We start from the raw sequence: 21,703 nt of genomic DNA on the forward strand, positions 1-21,703 counted from the left end.
TGGGCCCACCCCCGTCGCGCCTCCGCCGGGGGGGCAGCCCCCCCACCCCACCCCCCGGGGGTCCCCCCCCCCCGCGCGCGGGGGGAGGGGGGGCCGCCCCGCGCCCGGAGAGGGGGCTTTCGTAGAGTGCTCCCCCTCTCCGTCTCGGCTTCGCCGAGCCACCTCTCCCCCACTTTCGTGGGGGCGAGGAACCCAAGCTGGAACGAAGCCGCGAAACCTCGCCGTCCCGCTGCACCGGGTTCAACCACCCATCGCCTGCTGATAAAACTCCGGCTTGAAGCCAACCAGTATGCGATCGCCAAGTTCCAGCACCGGACGCTTGATCATCGTCGGTTTGGCCAGCATCAGCGCCTTGGCCTTGTTCTCGTCCAAGCCCAGTCTGTCCTCGTCCGACAGTTCACGGAACGTTGTGCTCGCCTTGTTGAGCAGGATTTCCCAGCCGACCTTGCCTGACCAGCCGTCCAGCCGATCCGCTTCAAGCCCGTCTGCCCTGTAGTCGTGAAAGCGATAGGCAACATCGTGGCTCGCCAGCCAGGAACGCGCCTTCTTGACCGTATCGCAATTGGTGATGCCGTACATGGTGATCGTCAAAACGCGTCCTCGGACCAGTCGAATCTGACGGCACCCTAAAACCGCGCCTCTCGGTTTTCCAGCGGCCTCGCCGGCCGTCTGCGATTTTCGCGCTTGCCAATAGTAAGGAATCTTCCTAACTATTTCCCGAGCTAATTTGAGGCAAGGAAACGACCATGACGGGCCTGCAGACCGAAAGCCCCCCGCCCATTGACGGCATTTTCCGGGCGCTCGCCGATCCGACCCGGCGACGCGTGGTCGAGCGACTGAACCGAAGCCCCGCCTCGGTCAGCGAGCTTGCCCAGCCGTTCGAGATGGCCCTGCCATCCTTCATCGAGCACCTCAGGGTTCTGGAAGGCAGCGGGCTGGTGCATTCGGAAAAGGCCGGCCGCGTCAGGACCTACCGGCTCGCGCCGGAGCCGTTGAAGCTCGCGGAAAACTGGTTGGCCGAGCAGCGTGCGCTGTGGGAGCGCCGTCTCGACCAGTTCGACGATTACGTGCTGAAACTCAAGGAGACAGACAGATGAATATGGTGCCGTTGTTCCAACCCGATCCGAAGCTCGACCTCGTGCTCGAACGGACGATCGAGGCGCCGCGAGAACTGCTGTGGATGGCCCTGACGAGACCCGAGCATGTCAGCCAATGGTTCACGCCGAAGCCGTGGATCATCACCGATTGCGAGATCGACCTGCGGCCCGGCGGCCTGTTCCGCACCCGCATGCAGTCGCCCGACGGCAAGGAGGTCAACGATAGGCGTTGCTGCTACCTCGATATCGTCCAGGACGAGCGGCTGGTGTGGACCGATGCGCTGCTGCCAGGCTACCGGCCGTCAGGCGACCCATTCATCACAGCCGTCATATCGCTGCAATCGCATGGCGAGACGACGCGCTACACCGCCACCGCCATCCACCGCGACGAAGCCACGCGCAACAGCCACGAGGAGATGGGCTTCCACGACGGCTGGGGCACGGTGGCGGATCAGTTGGCCGGCTATCTCAAGACGATCTGAGGCGACCCTGCTTCGCACTCACATTGCGGCCATGGAGCCGTCGTGGCCGTTCAACCGAACGCCGATGCCGAGGCACCAACGCTCGCAACAAACTTGACGGTTGGCGTAATGCCAATGTTGAACGCTCAGGCGCCGTAGCCGATGATGCCCTTGATCTCGAGGAAATCGTGGATGGCCCAGTCGGCATATTCGCGGCCGTTGCCGGACTGCTTGTAGCCGCCGAAGGGCGCAAACGTATCCCATTCCGGATAGTTGATCGACACCTGCCCGGCACGCAGGCGGCTGGCAATCTTGCGGGCGTGGTCGATATCCCCGGACTGGACATAGGCAGCCAGGCCATAGACGGTGTCGTTGGCGATCTTCACCGCATCATCATCGTCATCGTAGGAGATGACCGACAGGACCGGCCCGAAAATCTCCTCCTTCTCGATGGTCATGCCAGGCCTGACGTGGCCGAAAACGGTCGGTCGCACATAATAGCCACGGTTGAGGTGTTCAGGCCGGCCGGGGCCGCCGGTGACCAGCGTCGCACCCTCGGCGATACCGGCCTCGATCAACCGCTGGATCTTGTCGAACTGGACGTTGCTGACCACCGGCCCGAGCTTGGTCTCCTCCGAGCGCGGGTCGCCGACCTTGTGCCGTTCGGCGGCCTTCCTGGCGATCGTCAGCGCCTCGTCGTGACGGGCGGCCGGTACCAGCATGCGGGTCGGTGCATCGCAAGACTGGCCGCTATTGCCGAAGCAGGCGTTGACACCCTTGCGCACCGCCGTCTCGAAGTCAGCGTCGGGCAGCACGATGTTGGCCGATTTGCCGCCCAGCTCCTGCGCGACGCGCTTTACCGTCTCGGCCGCCGTCTTGGCGACGATGATGCCGGCCCGGGTCGATCCGGTGAACGAGACCATGTCGACATCGGGATGGCCAGCCATGACCTGGCCGACATCCGGACCGGTGCCATTCACCATATTGTAGACGCCCTTCGGCGTGCCGGCGGCGTCCATCACCTCGGAAAAGATGATGCCGCTGATCGGCGCGATTTCGGAAGGCTTTAAAACGACGGTGCAGCCGGCGGCGATGGCCGGCGCCACCTTGCAGACTATCTGGTTGAGCGGCCAGTTCCACGGTGTAATCAGCGCGCAGACGCCGATCGGCTCCTTGACCACCATGGTGGTGCCGCGCTTCTCGCTGAATTCGTAATCCTCCAGCGCCTTGATAGTGGCTTCCATGTGCGCCCTGCCCGCCCAGGCCTGCGCCTCGCGCGCCCACCTGATCGGCGCACCCATTTCCTGGCTGACCGCCTGGGCGATGTCCTCGTAGCGCTCATTGTAGACTTCGAGGATACGCTTCAGCAGCTTCAGGCGCTCGGCCTTGGTCGTTTGCGAAAAGGCCGGGAATGCCGCCTTGGCTGCAGCCACGGCCTTGTCGACATCGGCTTTCGAGCCGACCGAGATTTTGGTGTAGGCCTCTTCAGTGGACGGATCGATCACATCCAGCGTTGCCGGAACCACGGGGCCGACCCATTTGCCGCCGATGAAAAAATTGAGATGATTGCTCATGGGCCGTGCTCCGGTTTTCTGGAAATGAGTGAGACTAGCTAGGCAGCATAGGGCAGTTGGCACCACGGCGCAGGCTGATATGCGCCACGTCGCCGACGCTGAATTGAAAACCCTCTGTCCGGCGCGGCGCGTCGATCACCACCTGTGTCCCCTGCCCCAACTCTGCATGAAGGCGCAAGGTGCGGCCGTGAAAGACGATGCTGTTCACCCGCACCGGTGCAGTACCGGCCGCCGCCTCGGTCGTGGCCAAAAGGTCCTCCGGACGCACGCCAATGGTGCGCACCGTGCCCTCGCCAGGCAGCTCGCCTTTATCCGAAATCGCTTCCAGCGGCAGAGCGCCGGCGATGAACCGCAAGCGCTCGCCGTCACGGCCGACAAAGCGCGACTGCAGAAGGTTCATGGTGCCGATGAAGCTGGCGACGAATTTGGTGGCGGGGCGGTCGTAAAGGGTCGCCGGCGGCGCAATCTGCTCTATGCGGCCCTTGTTCATGACGACAATGCGGTCTGAGATCGACAGCGCCTCGGTCTGGTCGTGCGTGACCATGACGAAAGTGGTGCCAAGCCGCGACTGCAGCCGCTTCAGTTCGACCTGCATCTGCTCGCGCAGATGCGCGTCGAGCGCCGACAGCGGCTCGTCGAGCAGCAGCACACGCGGCTCGCAGACGATGGCGCGGGCAAGCGCGACGCGCTGGCGCTGGCCACCCGACAATTCGGACACGCGGGCGCCGAGCTTCTCGGCAAGGTCGACCATGGCGAGCGCTGCGCCGACGCGCTTTGCCTGTTCGGCACCGGAGAGCTTGCGCAGCGACAGGCCGAAGCCGACATTTTCGGCAACGTTCATGTGTGGGAACAGCGCGTAGTCCTGGAACACGGTATTGACAGGACGGTCGAAGGGCCTGAGCGCCGTGATGTCGCGGCCTTCGAGCAGGACCTTGCCGTTCGACGGGCTCTCGAATCCGGCGATGACCCGCAGGCTGGTGGTCTTGCCGCAGCCGGACGGTCCGAGCAGGGTCAGGAACTCGCCGCGCGAAATATCGAGATCGACGGCGTCGAGCCCGATGATGCCGCCGGGGAAAATCTTGGAGACCTTGTCCAGCCGGACGAGCGGATCAGGCGCCATCGCGAACCTCGGACGGTTTGGTGGTGTTGACCCACAGGATCTGGCAGCGCTCGCTGCCCGGATTGCGGAAGGCATGCAGCAACGTGCTCTTGAAGGCGAAGCTGTCGCCGGCCTTCAGCCCATATCTGGTCGAATCGACCACCAGCTCGACCTCACCGGACAGGACGAAGCCGAATTCATGGCCGGCATGAGCGTAGGCTTCGGCGGTGCCACCACCGGCTTCCACGGTCACCAGCATGCCGGTCAGCGTGGCGGCCGGCGGCGACAGCAGCGCCTTGGCGATGCCTTCCGACTTGACCGGGATCTGCCGCCGGCTGTTGGCGCGCACACAATAAAGATCGTTGCCGACATCATTGCCGTCGGCGATCAGCGCCGATGGCTCGATGTCGAGGGCGGCGGCAAGCGGCCAGATCACGCGGACCCGCAATGACGACATGCCGCGCTCGATCTGGCTTAGCGCACCTATCGAGACACCGGCTTTGGCGGCAAGTTCGGCCAGCGAGAGATTGCGTTCTAGCCTGAGCGCCCGCACGCGCCGGCCGACCCTGACGTCGGCGTCGTCCTTCGGCTTCTCAGCCGCTTCGTCCAGCATGTCCATTCGTTCGTCCTTGTTACAGTATTTTTGGCCGGCGCCGCGTGGTCTTCCCTTCTCCCCCTTGTGGGAGAAGGTGGCCGAGCGAAGCTCGGTCGGATGAGGGGTGTTCCAGAAAACACCAACGCCTCATTCCTTCCAACACCCCTCAACCGTCTTGGCGCTGCGCGCCAATCCACCTTCTCCCACAAGGGGAGAAGGAAGAGCGAACTCAGCCGCCTGCCTTGACCTTCTCGAACATCTTGGCGAGTTCGTCATTCTGTTTCATCGGCCCGGTGAAGATCGTGGTCTTCAGCATCACCTCGGGATCGGAAGGCAGCTGCAGTTTCTCCAACTCCTCCTTTGGCACGGCGGCGAAAGCCGAGCTGGTCGAGCTGCCATAGCCGTAGGCCTGGATCAGATACTTTCCGGAATCCGTTTCCAGCCGGCTGTTGATGAAATCATAAGCAAGATCGACGTTCTTGGCGTCCTTGAGCATGACGAAGCCGCAAGCCCAGGTCAGCATGCCTTCCTTCGGCTTCATGAACTCTACAGGCACGCCCTGCTTCTTCAGCGAGGTGGCCGAGGCGTTCCAGGTCATGGCCGCGACCAGCTGGCCGCTCGCCAGTGCCTGTTCGACCGAGGTCATGTCGGTGGTGTAGTTCGAGAGCAGCGGGCGCTGCTCGCGCAGTTTTTCCGCCACCTTGTCCATCTGTTCCGGTGTCATGTCGAATGGATTGACGCCGGCCAGAAGGGCCGCCACCACCGGTGTGTCGTGGACGGCATCGATGGTCGCCATGCGCCCGGCATATTGCTTGTCCCAGAGCAGGTTCCAGCTGGCTTCCGGGTTCTTCACCAGATCGGTGCGGTAGAGGATCGAGGTATTGCCCCAGTCCCACGGCACCATCCAGACCTTGCCGTCGCCGGCCTGCAGGTCGGGCAGGTTCTTGAAGACCGGGAAGATCGAATCCCAGTTCTTGATGCGCTTGGTGTCGATCGGCTGCAGCAGGCCTTCCTTGTTCCAGCGCGCCACCTTGTCATAGCAAGGGTGCGCGATATCGGGGCGGAAGCCGGCCTTGACCTTGGTGAAGGCGTCATCGTCGTCGCCAAACATCGAGGCTTCGACGCCATCAGGGTGCGCGGCGAGGAAGCTCTTGTTGAAGTCGGGCAGCTCGTAACCCGACCAGGTGAAATATTGCAGCTTGTCGCCGGCAAAGGCGACAGTCGATGCAAGCGCCAGCGCGAAGGCGGCCAATCCGGTTTTCGCTGTCTTTGTCGTTATCGATTTCAAGTCGAATGCCATTGCAGTTCTCCTCTTTCGGTTTCTTCTGGTTTTGACAGGCTGGCGGGCGCTGGCCGCCGGGTGGCGGCAAGCCCGCGATGGCGCAGGATTTCGGCGAGTGCGGCGATGACGAACGACACGGCCAGGATCGCCGTGCCGAGCGCCATGACGGTCGGCAGCGATTTCGGGGAGCGCAGCTGGCTCCAGATATAAAGCGGCAGCGTCGGCTCGGTGCCCGCGAGGAAGAAGGCGACGATGAACTCGTCGAACGAGGTCAGGAAGGCCAGCATGAACGCCGAAATAATGGCGGGCAGGCTGAGCGGCAGCATCACCCGTCTGAAGGTCGTCCAGTCCGAGGCGCCGAGGTCGAGCGCTGCCTCGCGGATGGTCTTCGGGATGGCGGCGAAGCGGCTGCGCATGACCACCACCGTCGTCGGCAGCGCCACCAATACATGGCCGAGCACAATGGCAATGCGCGACGGCCCGAAACCGGCGAGATTGACCAGGATCAACAGCGAGATGCCGACGATGACGCCGGGGATCAGGATCGGCAGCCGCGCAATGGCACTGATCGTGGCGGCCAGCGGCGAGCGGCCGTAGAGGTCCATATAGGACACGGTGATGCCGCAGAGTGTTGCGCCGGTGGCGGCAATGGCGCCGATGACGAGGCTGGTGGCAAGCGCACCGGACAGCGCCGAATTGCCGACCAGCGTGCCATACCACTCCAGCGTGAAGCCTTGCAGCGGAAATGCCGCCTGGATCGAATTGTTGAATGAAAACAGCGGGATCAGCAATATCGGCAGATACAGGAACACCAGATAGGCAAGGACGTAGGCTCCGAGCCAGCCGCCGCCTTGCTTTGCGTCCAGGCGCGCCGTGTTCATGTGCGGCTGCCGTATCGGCGGTCGGCGAAGCGCACCACCAGCACCACGGCGAGAATGACCAGCATGACGGCGACGGCGAGTGCGGCGCCGAACGGCCAGTCATTGGCCTTGCCGAACTCGGCCTGGATCAGTGTGCCGATCATTGTACTGGCAGGGCCGCCGACCAGCGCCGGCGTCACATAATCGCCGACGGTCGGCACGAAGACGACGAGAGCGGCCGCCAGCACGCCCGGCATCGAATTGGGCAGCACGATGCGGCGGAAACTGGTGAATGGTTTTGCGCCGAGATCGGAAGCGGCCTCGAGCAGCGATTTCGGGATGGTCTCCAGCGCCACATAGATGGGCAGGATGGCGAACGGCGCATAAGCGTGGGCGAGCGTGACGACGACCGCTGCCGGCGTATTAAGGAAGGCCAATGTCGGCTCCGACCAGATGCCGCTTTCGATCAGCGCCGAGTTCAGCACGCCATTATAGGCAAGCACGATCTTCCAGGCGAAGACGCGCAGCAGATAGCTGGTCCAGAACGGCAGGGTCAGCAGGAACAGCAGCAGCCCGCGCCGCCGCCCGGCATGGAAAGCCAGATAGTAGGCAACGGGATAGGCGGTGACGACGGTTGCCAGCGTCACCAGGCCGGCGATGCCCAGCGAGCGCAGCGTCACCGTCCAGTACAGCGGATCGGTGGCCACAGTGACGAAATTCGCAAGGGTGAAACCAGCCCCCAGCAGCGAGCCGTCATTGCCGCGAAAGGCGAGAAAGAACACCAGGCCAAGGGCGAAAAGGATCAGCAAGAAGGTGACCAGCCCGCCGGGCAGTAGCATGGCGAAGCGGAAGGCCGGCGAAGACCGGGTTTCCGGCAGCGACTGCGTTACGACGATGGTCGACATCGGCTGTCCATCGAAATTTGAAATCGATTAAGCATTTTTCATATTTGTGAAATTGTCAAGCTGTTTCATGCTTGGGAATGAACGTCAGCGTTCGAACGCGTCCAGCATCCGGTACCAGGCGATCGTCGCGGCGACGCCGACCTGCCGAAACGCATGAAACGGAATCGGCCGGATCGGCGAGACCGGGAACGGCAATTGCCTGGTGTCGCCGCTCGACAGGTAGGAGGCTATGCGCTCGCCAAGCGCGGTCATCAGGCCGATGCCGCGGCCCTGGCAACCGACGACCGCCAGCAGACCCTTCTCTGGCTCGTGGATATGCGGGAGATGGTCCGGCGTCATTGCCACCCGGCCGAACCAGCGCTTTTCAATGGCCACATCGGACAGCGCCGGGTAGAGCCGCAGCAGCGCGCGCTCCAGATGCGCCCAGTCGGCCGGGCCGTTCGGCAAAGCCATGCGGCCGCGCCCGCCGAGCACCAGCCGGCCGTCGGCACTCTTGCGGTAATAGACGAGGATGCGGCGCGAATCCGACACTGCCTGCCCTTCCGGCAGGATAGCCGCCGCGAGATTGGACGTTAGCGGTGCTGTCGCGATCTGGAAGGAATGCAGCGGGACGATCGTCTCGGTGAGGCCGGGAAGCAGGCCGCCGGTATAGGCGTTGGTCGCCAGGACAATCGCCTTGGCCTTGAGTTCGGCGCCGCTTTCCGTAGAAACGTGCCAAATGCCAGCATTCTTGCTGATCTGCATCACGTTCTGGCGCTCGGCGATCTTTACGCCCGCCGCTGCAGCGACGCGCGCCAGTTCCGACGTGTAGGCGAGCGGATCGATGACACCGGCGCGCCGATCGAGCCAGCCGCCGAGATAGCCTTGCGCGCCGGTCATCGTCGCGATCTCAGTCCCGCTCAGCAGCCGGACATCGGCGCCGCGGGCACGCCACTGCCGATCCCGGTTCGCCGCCGCTTTCAGCGCGGTCTCGGTATGCGCGGCCTGGATCCAGCCATTGCGGACGAACGGCACCGCCAGTCTTTCGTCGCGGATCAATTCGAAGACGGTGTCAGCGGTCGAGGCGGCAAAGTTGACGAGCGCTTCGCCGCGTTCGAGACCAAAATGCTCCAGCAGCCAATCCGGATCGTATTTCAGGCCGGGAATGACCTGACCGCCGTTCAGGCCGGATGCGCCATTGCCAATTTCGCCGGCCTCCAGCACCTGGACAGCAAGGCCGAACCGGGCAGCGTGCAAGGCTGTCGACAGCCCCATGATACCGCCGCCGACGATAACGACATCGACGCATTGGCCGGCGGGAAAAAGCGACTGGAACGCGGTGGCTGTCCGCGGCTTCTGCCAGATTGGATCGGAAAACCGTACGGGCAAGCGTCACCTGGAGATTTCAGTAGGTGAAAACCCTAGCGACGGTTTCATTATTTTGAAAGAGCGTTTTCCGTCGCCGTTGGCGCACGTCAGGCTCGATCAAGGTCCAGCGATGCGAAGACCGCTTGAAAGAATTGACAAAGCTCGCCCTGCAAGCGGGATAGACCTTTGGCGGGAATTTGTTGAAAGTGCCGCGGCCGAAGGACTAGACAACAGGAAATGTAAGCCATGACGAACGCCACACATTTGCCCGCCGAAGGCCTCTTCGTGGGCCGCGCCCGGGCGAGCGATGCTTCCCATCCGCTGGTGGTCACGGTGCGTGACGGCACGGTCTTCGACATCACGTCAAATGTGGCGCCGACCGTGCGCGACGTTTGCGAATTGCCGGATCCGGCGGGGCACGTCCGCTCGGCCAAGGGGCGGCCGATCGGCCCGCTCGATGCCATTGCCGCTAACAGTTTCGAGACAGCGCGCGATCCGGGGAAACCGTATCTGCTGTCCCCCGTCGACCTGCAGGCGATCAAGGCATCTGGCGTCACCTTTGTCGTCAGCCTGCTCGAACGGGTGATCGAGGAGCAGGCGCGCGGTTCGGCGGAAAAGGCCGACGCCATTCGCGCCGACATCGCCGGGCTGATCGGCCACGATCTGTCGAAGCTCAAGCCCGGCTCGCCGGAAGCGATGGAGATCAAGGCCAAGCTGATTGCGCGCGGCGCCTGGTCGCAATATCTGGAAGTCGGCATCGGCCCCGATGCCGAGATCTTCACCAAGTGCCAGCCGATGGCCTCGGTCGGCTTCGGCGCCGATGTCGGCCTGCATCCGGTTTCGACATGGAACAATCCGGAGCCGGAGATCGCCATGATTGCCGCCAGCAGCGGCAGGATTGTCGGGGCGACGATCGGCAACGACGTCAATCTGCGCGACGTCGAGGGGCGCTCGGCGCTGCTGCTCGGCAAAGCCAAGGACAACAACGCTTCGGCAGCACTTGGCCCCTTTATCCGGCTGTTCGATGAGACGTTTTCCATCGGCGACGTGAAGCAGGCGATCGTACGGTTGAAAGTCGAAGGCGAGGATGGGTTCTCGCTGGAGGGCGCAAGTTCGATGGCCGAGATCAGCCGCTCGCCGGAAGAGTTGGTCGCCGCCGCCATGGGGCCACATCACCAATACCCGGACGGGCTGGCGCTCTATCTCGGCACGATGTTCGTGCCGTCGAAGGATCGGGGCGAAACAGGCAAGGGCTTTACCCACAAGGTCGGCGACATCGTCACCATATCGTCGGAGAAATTCGGCGCCTTGGTCAACCGCGTGCGGCTGTCGCCCGACTGCCCACACTGGACCTACGGCGCCAGCCACCTGATGCGCGACCTCGCCAGGGCCGACCTCATCTAGTCCCCCAGCCTAACATCCGATAGATTCTAGAATTCTCTGGTTGGAAATTACCTGCTCGTCGGCATTCGGGAGAGTCCATTGATCGTCGCTCTTGAGGGCAAGACCCTTGTCGTTACCGGCGGAACGCAAGGGCTTGGCGAGACCATCGTCCGGCTGGCCTCAGCCGACGGCGGCGAAGGGATCGCCATTGTCGGCCGCAATGCCGAGCGTGGCAGACGCATCGCCGAAGAGCTTTCACGACCAAGCCGGCCCGTCGTCTTCATCCAGGCCGACCTTGGAGATCCGGCCGCGCCTGCAGCTGTCATGGCGGAAGCGATCAAAAGACTCGGCCGCATCGATTGTCTGGTGAACGCCGCGGCCCTCACCGACCGGGCCTCTCTGGAAACTGGCACAATCGACGACTGGGACAGGTTGTTTTCCGTCAATGCGCGCGCGCCGTTCTTCCTCATGCAGGGGGCCGTAGCCGACATGAAGACACGGCGGGCGGCGGGCGCCATCGTCAACATACTGTCGGTGAATGCGCATTGCGGTGCGCCGGACCTTGCCATCTATTCCGCAACCAAGGGCGCGCTTTCGACGCTGACCAGAAACATTGCCAACGCGCATCTTTCCGATCGCATCCGCGTCAACGGCATCAACATGGGCTGGGTAGCGACGCCGGCCGAACAAGAGATGCAGGCGAGCACGCTGGGCAAGGGCGAAAACTGGGCAAAGATCGCCGCCGCCGGCCTGCCGCTTGGTCGATTGCTGACCATGGACGAAGTCGCCCAGCTAACGCTGTTCCTGCTCAGCGACGCCTCCGGGCTGATGACCGGGACGCTTATCGACCTAGAGCAATCCGTGCTCGGCGCGCCGCCGCGCAGCATTGCATGACGGTCGCAAGGCCGATCGTCGGCCGCCTGGAAAATATCAGCCAAACTGATGCAATCTGATGGGATTGCTGATGGCGCGGTGCCTTGCGCCAACGTCCATTGGCAATCGAGGCTTGCCATCGATCGAAAAAGGGAATGCTCTAATGCGCCCAGGTCGACGCTGGCAAAATGCGACCACCGTTTTGGCCGCGCACGGCTTTTCGCGGTGATCGTCGTCGGAGGAGGAGTTCGGTTCAAATGGGAGGAAATCAAATGCTGACGAGGCTAAGACTGCTTGTACTTGGCTTGATGGTGGCGCTGGCCATTCCGGCCGCGGCACAGGCCAAGACGTTCTACTGGATTTCGCATGGCGGCCCGGCCGATCCGGTCTGGACATACTTCCTTGCCGGCGCCAAGCAATGGGCGGCGGACACCGGCAACACCGTCAACACGTCGTTCCACAATGGCGACGTGGCGTCGCAGCAGGAGGCTGTTCGCGCCGCAATCGCCGCCAAGGCCGACGGCATCACCACGACCAGCCCCGATCCGGGCAGCCTTGTCGAGATCGTCAAGGAAGCGCGGGCGGCGAACATCCCGATCATCAACTTCAACACGCCCGACCCAAAGGCGGACTTCAACGCCTATGTCGGCGGCGACAACGTCACCTTCGGCAAGCATTGGGCTCAGTATTTGGTCGACAAGGGCCTGGTGAAGAAGGGCGACTTCGTCTGGATGCCGGTCGAAATTCCCGGCGCCACCTATGGCGTCCAGGAAGAGGAAGGCATCAAGAGCGTGTTCGAGCCGCTCGGCATCACCTACGAAATCACCGAAGCGACGCTCGACCAGGCCGAAGTGATCAACCGCATGGTCGATTACCTCACCGCCAACAGAGCCAAGGTCAAGGCGGTTATCGGCCTCGGCGACCTTGTAACCGGTTCGATCAAGCGGGTGTTCGACCAGGTCGGCGTCAAGCCGGGCGAAATCCCAGTCGTCGGCTGGGGCAACTCGCTCGACACCACCCAGGAAGTGCTGAACGGCTACGTCAATGCCGGCCAGTGGCAGGATCCGCAGGCGACCAGCTACGTCGCGCTCTCGCTCGCCAACATGGCGGCGAGCGGTATTCCGCCCGGCTTCGACGTGATCACCGGCGCGCTCTACGAGAAGGACACCGCGGCAGTCTACGACAAGATCCTGTCCGGCAAATAAATCCGCGATCGAGTTGGTCACGGCCGCTTCGGCGGCCGTGACTGTCTCATCATTCCGCCGAAGCCGGTTGCGCTCTCGGCCAAATCCAATCCTATCGCGGGTCCAAGGTGGAAAATCGTTCTCTTATCCAACGCTCGATCGCGCGGCCCGAGTTCGGGCCGTTCGTGCTGCTCGTCGTCGAGATCGCTGTGTTCTGGGGCATCAACCACGACTTCCTGTCGCCGCAGAACATCTCGAACACGCTGGCCTTCACGGTTGAGCTCGGGCTGATCGCGCTGGCGATGACGCTGTTGATGACATCAGGCGAATTCGACCTCTCGGTCGGCTCGGTGTTCGGCTTCTCGCCGGTCCTGATGTGGACGTTATTCAACAGCGGCGTCGTCTCGCTCGAAGCCGCCTTCGTCATCGCGCTGGTGGTCGCTGCGTTTATCGGGCTGGTCAATGGCTGGTTCGTGACGCAGCTCAAGATCCCGTCCTTCCTGGTGACGCTGGGCATGCTGCTGGTGGTGCGCGGCACCGCTTTGTTCGTCACCAACGGGTTTCCGCAGCGGACCTGGAGCGCCGAGGGCAGCTGGCTGGCGGAAGCGCTGGTCGGCGATTTCTTCATCTGGCCGTTCCGGATCTATATGTCGCTGTTCTGGTTCATCGCCGCCGCAATCGCGCTCGGCTACGTGCTGACGCAGAGCCGGACCGGCAACTGGATCCAGGCGGCCGGCGGCAACCCGAGTGCTGCAAGGGCGCGCGGCGTCAACGTCAGCGGCGTCAAGATCGGCCTGTTCATCCTGTCGTCGATCCTGGCCTCGCTTGCCGGCGTCATCTCCTCGCTGCGCACCTCGGCGGCCAACCCCAACAGCGGCACCGGCTACGAACTCGAAGTCATCGCCATGGTGGTGATCGGCGGCACGGCGCTGACCGGCGGGCGCGGCACAATCATCGGCACGGTGCTCGGTATCCTGATCCTGCGCGTGATGCGCAACGGCATCGTGCTGATCGGTGTGCCGGGCCTTGCCTATAATATTTTCATCGGCGCCATCATCCTCGGCATGATGGCGCTCCATTCATGGCTGGAACGCCGGCATCAGGCAGGGACTTGAACCATGGCCGAACCGCTTGTCCGCATGGAAAATATCCGCAAGTCCTATGGCCGCGTGCAGGCGCTGGTTGATGCCAATTTCCATGTCAACGAAAGGGAGATCGTCGGCCTGCTCGGCGACAACGGCGCCGGCAAGTCGACGCTGATCAAAGTGCTGTCGGGCGCGGTCCCGCTGACCAGCGGCGACATCTTCATCCGCGGCAAGAAGGTGAATTTGCGCAGTACCAGCGACGCCATCGCGCATGGCATCGAGACGATCTACCAGGACTCGGCGCTGGTGACGCAGCTGTCGATCGCCCGCAACCTGTTTCTCGGGCGCGAGCCGATCAAGCCGCCGCGCTTCCTCAATCGGATGGACCAGGAGGCGATGAACGTGGTTGCCCGCGACCTGCTCAAGCAGGTCGGCATCTCGAAGAACATCCCGCCGACGACGCCGATCGGCTCGCTCTCAGGTGGCGAGCGGCAGGCGGTGGCGATTGCGCGCGCCATGCATTTCGACAGCGACCTCATCATCCTCGACGAGCCGACCAACAATCTCGGCGTCGCCGAAACGCAAGGCGTGCTGAGCTTCGTGCGCAGCGCCCGCGATTCCGGCCATTCGTGCATCTTCATCGCCCACAACATCCATCATGTCTTCCAGGTGGTCGACCGCATCGTCGTCATGCGCCGCGGCAAGGTGGTCGCCGACGATATCGACCCGAAGAAGACCAGCGTCGCCGAAGTCGAACGCGTCATCACCGGCATGTCGGACAAGGAGATCCATGACGCGCTGGTCGAGGGCACGCAACGGCCCGGCTGAGCAGCCGGGGGTCGGCCTGATCGTCAAGGCACTGGATCGCATCGCCACATGGTTGCGACATGAAAGCCACCGTTTCGGATATTGCCAGGAGCTGCGGCCTGTCGACCGCGACGGTCGACCGCGCGCTCAACAACCGGCCGGGGGCCAGTGCCGCCAACCGGCAGCGCGTTATGGAGGCGGCCAAGCAGCTCGGCTATCTGCCGGTCGTCGACCAGGTCGCGTTGCCGTCGCGGCCGGCGCATCTCGAATTCTTCCTGCCGATCGGCAGCAATGCCTTCATGGCCGATCTGGCCAGGCACATCGAGGATTATGCGGCGCGCCTGCCGCTGGTCGCCTCCTGCCGCATCCACAAGCTCGCCGGCATCTCGCCGAGCGCCTTGCAGGCGGCCGTCGAAAACCTCTCGCTCAAGGCGAACGGCGTCGGCGTCATCGCCATCGATCATCCGAGAACGCGCAACATCTTGCGCGAGATCGTCGAGGCCGGCATCCGCCTGGTCACGCTGGTGTCCGATGTTCCGGGTGCGCCCCGCTCGGCCTATGTCGGCATCGACAACCGGGTGGCCGGCCGCACCGCGGCGCTGCTGATGGGACGGTTCCTCGGCGGCCGCCAGGGCCATCTGGCGATGGTCGTCGGCTCACGCTCCTATCGCGGCCATGAGGAACGCGAGATGGGCTTTCGCTCCGTGCTCGGCGAGGAGTTCCCCAACCTAACCGTCACCAGCGCCGTCGAGATCAACGACGAGCCGGAGGCCAGTTATACCGCGACCATGAAGGCGCTGCACAACGAGCCGGAGCTGCTCGGCATCTACTGTATCGGCGCCGGGCGCTCGGGCGTGGCAAAAGCATTGCTCGAAGTCAGGCCGCAGACGAAGCCGGTGTTCATCTGCCATGATCTGACGCGCGAGACGCGCGGCTATCTCGTCGACGATCTGCTCGACGTCGTCATCGACCAGAATGCGCGGCTGATCGCCGAACAGTCGGTCATTCGCCTGCTCGGCTCGATCGCCTCGTCGGCGCCCTATCTGACGCGGAAATTCATCGAGCCGCGTCTGATCTTCAAGGAAAATGTCCCGGTGCAGTGATGCCACGCGAGGGCGATGGTCGCTCGGGCCTCGATCGTTAAAATTCGGTTGATACCGCAAATCTGCACATCACCTATGCAACTTTTGTGGTTGCCGAATCATTGGGCAATCGATAGTTTTGCAGGTGTCGGCCATCTACTCCTCCCAGATGCGATGCCGACGCTGAGTGCGGTACACCTCCTCCCGTGCCGTATTCGAAATCGAGCCCGCTGCCACCTCCTCCCGGCAGCGGGCTTTTTTTGTTCCGGCTCCGGGATAGCGGGCGATGCTGGGATCGTGACTGGCACCGGACACGATTGCTGATCCGCGGATCGATGAGCTTCGCTGCGACCGCCGCGGCTTGTCGGGCAGAATCCTGTCACACTTGTCACTCTCACCGGTTCGCCGGCGGCCCTATCCTGCCTCACGACCAGCAATCAACGCCGCGCCGGCCATGGTGCGGAGGATCGGCACAGGAGACGCGAGATGGCACATCGCGATGGGACGAGACATCACCCGGCGGCGCGGCCCGCAATCGAAACGCCACGTATCGTTTCGCCGCTTGTGAGACTATCTGGCCCTGAAAGACGTGATCAGGCCTTCCGCCATGCGGACGAACTGCGCGCTCGGGCCCTCGGCGCCGACGCTTTGCAGGCTGACGCGGGCGCCCTCGAGCAACAGCGACAGCGTGTCCGCAAGAAGCTCGGCCTGTCCGATGCCGGCATCGCGACACAGCGAGACCAGCCGCTCGCGCTGGGCTTCCTTGAGTTCCTTGATCACTTGCCTTGCCGGATGATCCGCCTCGCTCAGCTCGATGGCGGCGTTGGCCATGTCGCAACCGCGGCGATCCGACATCAGGCAATCGGCCGCCATCCGGACCCAGGCGTGCAGCTGCGCCAGCTTGTCGCCCGGATTCTCGGCCTCGAACTTTTCCCACATCGCGTTGGCGCTGCAGGCGGTCGCCCGCAGACATTCGATGATCAGGTCGTCCTTGGACTCGAAATGCCGGTAGAGCGTCATCTTGTTGGTGCCGGCGGCCTCAGTGATGGCGTCGATGCCGACGCCGCGAATGCCATGCTTGTGAAACATGTCCCGTGCCGTCTCCAGGATCCTGTCCCGGGGGCGAACACGCTCCACAACACCGTCTGTCATCAAAACCTCCGTGATCGCGTTTCCCGAAATTCCCTCGGTGCACCTCTTGACTAGGGTGTTACCGGTCTGTAACGTTAGAGATGTTACTTACCTGTAACACCCGCATTGCATCATGTCAAACTCGCAAGTGCCGGCCATCAGCCCCGCCCCGATCGGCAAGGGGACGAACCGCACCTTACGGCCTCGGCCGGCGAGCAAGAAAACACCCGATCCGCGGCTTACCGCGGATCACCAAAAACCAGGAGCCGCTTCGATGTCGCAGCGCAATGATCTGACGATCGATGAAGTCGTGAAGGATCCGATGATCCGCATGCTGATGAAGGCCGACCGCGTCGACCCGCGGTCCTTCGAGGCGATGCTGCGTGCGCTGGCGGACGAACAGGCCGAGCGCCGCAATGCGCCGCGCCGCCTTGAAGATTTCGGCTTTCTCGAAGATTCCGGCTCAACACGCAGCCGGCGGCTTTCCAGGGTGGCCAGGGCCTTTGGCCGGGCCAGAGCATCGGGCGAGGCGTGCATATCATGGTAAACTTCTTCATTCATCGTCCGATCTTTGCGTCGGCGATCGCCATCATCATGGTGCTCGCCGGAGGGATCTGTTATTTCCTCCTGCCCGTCTCGCAGTTTCCCGACATCACGCCGCCCCAGGTCGTGGTCAGCGCCCACTACCCGGGCGCCAGCGCGCAGGTCGTCGCCGACACGGTGACGACGCCGCTCGAACAGCAGATCAACGGCGTCCAGGGGATGACCTATATGTCGTCGTCGAGCTCCAATGACGGCTCCTCGACGATCACCATCACCTTCGACGTCGGCTACGATCTGAGCACGGCGGCCGTCGACGTCCAGAACCGCGTTTCGCAGGCGGCTTCCTCGTTGCCGGCCATCGTCAATCAGGGCGGCGTGACGATCAAGAAGCAGAACCCGAACTTCGTCCTGATCGTCGACCTCACCTCGCCGGACGGTTCCGTCAACCCGGTCGCGCTGAGCAACCTCGCCTATCTGCAGGTGGTCGATCCGCTGAAGCGCCTGCCCGGCGTCGGCGACGTGCAGATCTTCGGCGAGCGGCGCTATTCGATGCGCATCTGGCTCGACCCCGACAAGCTCGCCAATCTCGGCATTACTGCCGTCGACGTGCAGAACGCCGTCGCCGAGCAGAACGTCCAGGTGGCGGCCGGCAAGATCGGGCAGTCGCCGGCTCCGGCCGGCACCGCCTTCGAGATGCAGGTCAACGCCGTCGGCAGGCTGAGCGATCCCAAGGAGTTCGGCGACATCGTCGTGCGGGCCAATACCGCCAACGGCTCGCTGGTCAGGCTGCGCGATGTTGCGCGCATCGAGCTCGGCGCGCTGCAATATTCGTCGTCGGCCTTCTTCGGCAAGGACCCGACGGTGGTGCTCGCGGTCTACCAGATGCCGGGCTCCAACGCGCTCGATCTGCAGCAGCGCGTCAAGGACAAGATGCAGGAGCTGTCGGCCCGTTTCCCGAAGGGCGTCAGCTACGCCATGCATTACGATACGACACGTTTCGTTTCGGCCTCGATGCACGACGTGCTGATCACGCTCGGCGAGGCGCTGGTCCTGGTCGTCGCCGTGGTGTTCATCTTCCTGCAAAGCTGGCGCACCACGATCATCCCGACGATCGCAATTCCGGTGTCGCTGGTGGCGACGCTGGCCGTCATGCATATGCTTGGCTTCTCGCTGAACATGCTCAGCCTGCTCGGCATGGTGCTGGCGATCGGCCTCGTCGTCGACGACGCCATCGTCGTCGTCGAGAATGTCGAACGCCAACTTGAGGCCGGCCTCAAACCGCTGGCTGCCACGCGTACCGCGATGGCGGAGGTTACCGGCCCGATCATCGCCACGACCGCCGTGCTGATGGCTGTGTTCGTGCCGGTTGCCTTCATTCCCGGCGTGTCCGGCCGGCTCTACAACCAGTTCGCCCTGACTGTGGCGATCTCCTTCGGCATCTCGGCCTTCGTCTCGCTGACGCTTACCCCGTCGCTCAGCGCCGCCTTCCTGCGCCACCGGCCGGAAACACAGTTCGTGCTGTTCCGCTGGTTCAACATGGGCTTCGAACGGCTGGCGCATGCCTATGCGAATGGTGTGCGCATTCTCATCCGCCTGCGCTGGATCATGCTTGGCGTGTTCGCGGCCGGACTTGTCGCGACCTATTTCGTCTGGCAGCGCCTGCCCTCGACCTTCCTTCCGGTCGAGGACCAGGGCTATTTCTTCGTCGTCATCCAGCTCCCCGACGGGGCCTCGCTGGAACGCACCGACGCGGTGGCGCAAAAGGCACGCGACATCCTGCAGAACACGCCCGGCGTCGACATCGTCGGCTCGATCAGCGGCTTGAACTTCCTGACCAGTGCCGCGCAGTCGAATTCGGCGGTCGAATTCGCTATCCTGAAGCCATGGGACGAACGCGGCCCCGATCAGAGCGCGTCTAAGCTCGTCGCCGACGTGCGCAACAAGCTGCTGCAAATTCCAGAGGCTTTTGCGCTGAGCTTCGACCCGCCGTCGATCCCGGGCATTGGCACCACCGGGGGCTTCGAGTTCCAGGTCGAGGACCTGACCGGCCGCGGCAGCGTGGCGCTCAACGATGCGACGCAAGCCGTGATTGCCGAGGCGCGCAAGCAGCCGGAGCTCAACCCACAGCAATTGTTCTCGTCGTTCTCGACCTCCACGCCGCAGTTCAACTACGATCTCGATCGCGCCAAGGCGAAGCTGCTCGGGCTCAACCTGCCGGACGTGTTCAATACGCTGCAGATCTATCTCGGCTCGCTCTATGTGAACGATTTCAACCTGTTCGGCCGCACCTTCCGGGTGACCATCCAGGCCGACAAGGATTCTCGCGCCGGTCCGGCCGACATTTCGCGGCTCTATGTCCGCAATGCGTCGGGTGGCATGGTGCCGCTGAGCACGCTGGGCAAGCTTGTGCCCGTCGTCGGCCCCGAGACCGTGCCACATTACAACAACAATGCGTCGGCCCTGATCAATGGCGGCGCCGCGCCCGGCTTTTCGTCCGGCCAGGCGGTGGCGGCAATGGAACGTGCCGCTGCCACGGCATTGCCGAGAGATTTCGGCTACGAATGGACCGGCATCACCTATCAGGAGCTCAAGGCGGGATCGATCGCATCCGTCGTCTTTGGTCTCGCGATCGTCTTCGTCTTCCTGATCCTCGCCGCGCAATATGAGAGCTGGGCGATGCCGTTCATGGTGCTGCTGGCGGTGCCGCTCGCACTGTTCGGTGCATTCGTCGTGCTGTGGCTGCGCGGCATGCAGATCGACGTCTATTCGCAGATAGGCTTCGTCATGCTGATCGGACTGGCGGCCAAGAACGCGATTCTGATCGTCGAGTTTGCCCGGCGCCGGCGCGAAGAAGGCCTCAGCATCGTCGACGCCGCGATGGAAGCGGCGCGGCTTCGGCTGCGACCGATCCTGATGACCGCCTTCGCCTTCATCCTCGGCGTGCTGCCGCTGATGTTCGCTACAGGTGCAGGTGCGGCGAGCCGGCAGTCGATCGGCACCACCGTCTTTGGCGGCATGGTCGCGGCGACGATCCTGTCGCTGGTGTTCGTGCCGGTCTTCTATGCGGTGATCGAGCAGCTGCGCGAGCGCCGCAGCGAGAGCGAACCGGTTTCCGAAGCGACCGAACAACCAACTGCCGAACCCGCCTTCGAGCCATTGGCCGAAGCGGCTGAATAGGACTGGAGAATTGATCATGCGTAAATGGAAAATCGCGCTGGGAACGGCCGTCGCCCTTGGGGCCATTTCGGTGGCGAGCGTTCACCTGCTCGACATGGGCAGCCTCAGCCTCAACGCCGGCACAGCCGGGGCGGCAACCCCCAAGCCGGAAGCCTTTGTCATGCCGGTGCCGGTGGTGAGCGTCGTCAAGAAGACGATCCCGATCTATCTCGACTACGCCGCCCGGGTGGAGCCGATCCGCAGCATCACGCTGCAGGCGCGCGTGCCGGGCTATCTGCAGGAGCAGGTCGCCACCGACGGCAGCGACGTTGCGAAGGGCGACCTTCTCTACAAGATCGCGCCGGAGGATTTCCAGGCTGCCCTCGAGCAGGCGAAGGCGCTTATCCAGCGCGACACGGCAACACTCGACTATGCGCGCTCCAATCTCGGGCGCGGCAGCGAGCTCGCCAAGAGCGGCTATCTCGCCAAGGACGTGTTCGACCAGCGCACCAGCACCTTGCGTGAGGCTCAGGCCTCGCTCGCCGTGAACCAGGCCACCTTGCGGACCGCCGAGCTCAATTTGAGCTACACCGAAATCCGTGCCCCGTTTGCGGGACGTATCGGTCGCAGCCAGGCTTCCGTTGGAACGCTGGTCAGCGTTGCCGGCACGGTGCTCAATTCGCTGGTGCAGCTCGATCCGATCTACGTCACCTTCAATCCGAGCGAAACGGACCTGACACAGATCGAGGAAGCCCGCGCCGCGGGACCGATCAGTGTCGACGTCCTGCTTCCCGGTGAAACGGAACCGCGCCAGAAGGGCAATCTTACCTTCATGGACAACACGATCGATCGATCGACCGGCACGATCACGGCACGGGCGACGGTCGGCAACGGCAAGTTCACGCTGCTGCCCGGCCAATATGTCCGCGTCCGGCTGCACGTCAAAGAGCAGCCCGATGCGCTGATGGTACCGCAGACGGCACTCGGCTCAGGCCAGCTCGGCAAATACCTCTATGTCGTCGGCAAGGACAACACGGTCGACCAGCGTATCGTTTCGCTCGGACCGACCAATGGCGATCAGGTCGCCATCTTGAGCGGTGTGGCCGAAGGCGACCGGGTGATTACCGGGAATCTGCAGAAGATCGGCCCGGGAATGCCGATCTCGCCGCTGCCCGAGAAACCGGCCACCTGATAACCCCCATCAGGTCCGGTCCCGCGGCGCCCTCGGCTCCCACGCCA

20 protein-coding genes are annotated in these 21,703 nt (G+C 63.4%); 11 read left to right on the forward strand and 9 right to left on the reverse strand.

What is annotated here, in order from left to right; genetic code table 11:
• Positions 1-240: 240 nt before the first annotated feature.
• Positions 241-591, reverse strand: coding sequence for an ArsC family reductase (locus NKI97_RS15545; RefSeq protein WP_352452565.1), 351 nt, complete (start codon positions 589-591; stop codon positions 241-243).
• Positions 592-746: 155 nt separating this feature from the next.
• On the opposite strand from NKI97_RS15545, the gene NKI97_RS15550 reads away from it, so the two are divergent.
• Both NKI97_RS15550 and NKI97_RS15555 read left to right on the forward strand, forming a co-directional pair.
• Positions 747-1,097: an ArsR/SmtB family transcription factor gene (locus NKI97_RS15550; protein WP_352452564.1), complete on the forward strand. Its 351-nt coding sequence runs from the start codon at positions 747-749 to the stop codon at positions 1,095-1,097.
• Positions 1,094-1,579, forward strand: coding sequence for an SRPBCC family protein (locus NKI97_RS15555; protein ID WP_502895022.1), 486 nt, complete (start codon positions 1,094-1,096; stop codon positions 1,577-1,579). The genes NKI97_RS15550 and NKI97_RS15555 overlap by 4 nt, the downstream gene beginning before the upstream one ends.
• Positions 1,580-1,704: 125 nt before the next feature.
• On the opposite strand, the gene NKI97_RS15560 is transcribed toward NKI97_RS15555, so the two are convergent.
• The 7 genes from NKI97_RS15560 to NKI97_RS15590 all read right to left on the reverse strand — a co-directional run bounded on the left by NKI97_RS15560 (position 1,705) and on the right by NKI97_RS15590 (position 9,241).
• Positions 1,705-3,132, reverse strand: coding sequence for an aldehyde dehydrogenase family protein (locus tag NKI97_RS15560; protein ID WP_352743431.1), 1,428 nt, complete (start codon positions 3,130-3,132; stop codon positions 1,705-1,707).
• A 34-nt stretch (positions 3,133-3,166) separates the two neighbouring features.
• On the reverse strand, positions 3,167-4,252 hold the full coding sequence (locus NKI97_RS15565; RefSeq protein ID WP_352452562.1) for an ABC transporter ATP-binding protein: 1,086 nt from the start codon (positions 4,250-4,252) through the stop codon (positions 3,167-3,169).
• Entirely contained in the window at positions 4,242-4,850 is a 609-nt protein-coding gene (locus tag NKI97_RS15570) for a cupin domain-containing protein (protein WP_023674050.1), read from the reverse strand. Before NKI97_RS15570 ends, NKI97_RS15565 begins: the two co-directional genes overlap by 11 nt.
• 205 nt (positions 4,851-5,055) lie before the next feature.
• The gene (locus NKI97_RS15575; RefSeq protein WP_352835142.1) at positions 5,056-6,126 is read right to left on the reverse strand and encodes an ABC transporter substrate-binding protein; all 1,071 of its coding nucleotides are present in this window, start codon (positions 6,124-6,126) and stop codon (positions 5,056-5,058) included.
• On the reverse strand, positions 6,111-6,989 hold the full coding sequence (locus NKI97_RS15580) for an ABC transporter permease (RefSeq protein WP_352835144.1): 879 nt from the start codon (positions 6,987-6,989) through the stop codon (positions 6,111-6,113). The genes NKI97_RS15575 and NKI97_RS15580 overlap by 16 nt, the downstream gene beginning before the upstream one ends.
• Entirely contained in the window at positions 6,986-7,873 is an 888-nt protein-coding gene (locus tag NKI97_RS15585; RefSeq protein WP_352452559.1) for an ABC transporter permease, read from the reverse strand. Before NKI97_RS15585 ends, NKI97_RS15580 begins: the two co-directional genes overlap by 4 nt.
• A gap of 84 nt (positions 7,874-7,957) precedes the next feature.
• Positions 7,958-9,241: an NAD(P)/FAD-dependent oxidoreductase gene (locus NKI97_RS15590; protein ID WP_352746242.1), complete on the reverse strand. Its 1,284-nt coding sequence runs from the start codon at positions 9,239-9,241 to the stop codon at positions 7,958-7,960.
• Positions 9,242-9,466: 225 nt separating this feature from the next.
• On the opposite strand from NKI97_RS15590, the gene NKI97_RS15595 reads away from it, so the two are divergent.
• The 6 genes from NKI97_RS15595 to NKI97_RS15620 all read left to right on the forward strand — a co-directional run bounded on the left by NKI97_RS15595 (position 9,467) and on the right by NKI97_RS15620 (position 15,655).
• Complete coding sequence (locus tag NKI97_RS15595) at positions 9,467-10,624, forward strand: fumarylacetoacetate hydrolase family protein (protein ID WP_352452558.1); 1,158 nt, start codon at positions 9,467-9,469, stop codon at positions 10,622-10,624.
• Between the two features lie 78 nt (positions 10,625-10,702).
• The gene (locus tag NKI97_RS15600; RefSeq protein WP_352452557.1) at positions 10,703-11,497 is read left to right on the forward strand and encodes an SDR family oxidoreductase; all 795 of its coding nucleotides are present in this window, start codon (positions 10,703-10,705) and stop codon (positions 11,495-11,497) included.
• 251 nt (positions 11,498-11,748) lie between these two features.
• Entirely contained in the window at positions 11,749-12,681 is a 933-nt protein-coding gene (locus tag NKI97_RS15605; RefSeq protein ID WP_352452556.1) for a substrate-binding domain-containing protein, read from the forward strand.
• Between the two features lie 107 nt (positions 12,682-12,788).
• Complete coding sequence (locus tag NKI97_RS15610) at positions 12,789-13,775, forward strand: ABC transporter permease (protein ID WP_352835148.1); 987 nt, start codon at positions 12,789-12,791, stop codon at positions 13,773-13,775.
• A 3-nt stretch (positions 13,776-13,778) separates the two neighbouring features.
• On the forward strand, positions 13,779-14,573 hold the full coding sequence (locus tag NKI97_RS15615; RefSeq protein WP_023674040.1) for an ATP-binding cassette domain-containing protein: 795 nt from the start codon (positions 13,779-13,781) through the stop codon (positions 14,571-14,573).
• Positions 14,574-14,632: 59 nt separating this feature from the next.
• Positions 14,633-15,655, forward strand: coding sequence for a LacI family DNA-binding transcriptional regulator (locus NKI97_RS15620; RefSeq protein WP_352452555.1), 1,023 nt, complete (start codon positions 14,633-14,635; stop codon positions 15,653-15,655).
• 549 nt (positions 15,656-16,204) lie between these two features.
• Here NKI97_RS15620 and NKI97_RS15625 read toward each other — a convergent pair.
• Positions 16,205-16,786 carry a TetR/AcrR family transcriptional regulator gene (locus NKI97_RS15625; protein WP_031211029.1) on the reverse strand — a complete coding sequence of 194 codons (582 nt, stop codon included), beginning with the start codon at positions 16,784-16,786 and terminating at the stop codon, positions 16,205-16,207.
• Between the two features lie 253 nt (positions 16,787-17,039).
• Between NKI97_RS15625 and NKI97_RS15630 the strand changes: the two genes are divergently transcribed.
• From NKI97_RS15630 to NKI97_RS15640, 3 genes are read left to right on the forward strand one after another with little or no spacing between them, the layout of a single operon-like run.
• Positions 17,040-17,312, forward strand: coding sequence for a hypothetical protein (locus tag NKI97_RS15630; protein ID WP_352452554.1), 273 nt, complete (start codon positions 17,040-17,042; stop codon positions 17,310-17,312).
• Positions 17,306-20,485: an efflux RND transporter permease subunit gene (locus NKI97_RS15635; protein ID WP_352452553.1), complete on the forward strand. Its 3,180-nt coding sequence runs from the start codon at positions 17,306-17,308 to the stop codon at positions 20,483-20,485. The genes NKI97_RS15630 and NKI97_RS15635 overlap by 7 nt, the downstream gene beginning before the upstream one ends.
• Before the next feature lie 16 nt (positions 20,486-20,501).
• Entirely contained in the window at positions 20,502-21,656 is a 1,155-nt protein-coding gene (locus NKI97_RS15640) for an efflux RND transporter periplasmic adaptor subunit (RefSeq protein ID WP_352835151.1), read from the forward strand.
• Positions 21,657-21,703: the final 47 nt, after the last annotated feature.

Source organism: Mesorhizobium sp. M0296 (assembly GCF_040321675.1).
In the GTDB taxonomy this organism is placed as follows: domain Bacteria; phylum Pseudomonadota; class Alphaproteobacteria; order Rhizobiales; family Rhizobiaceae; genus Mesorhizobium.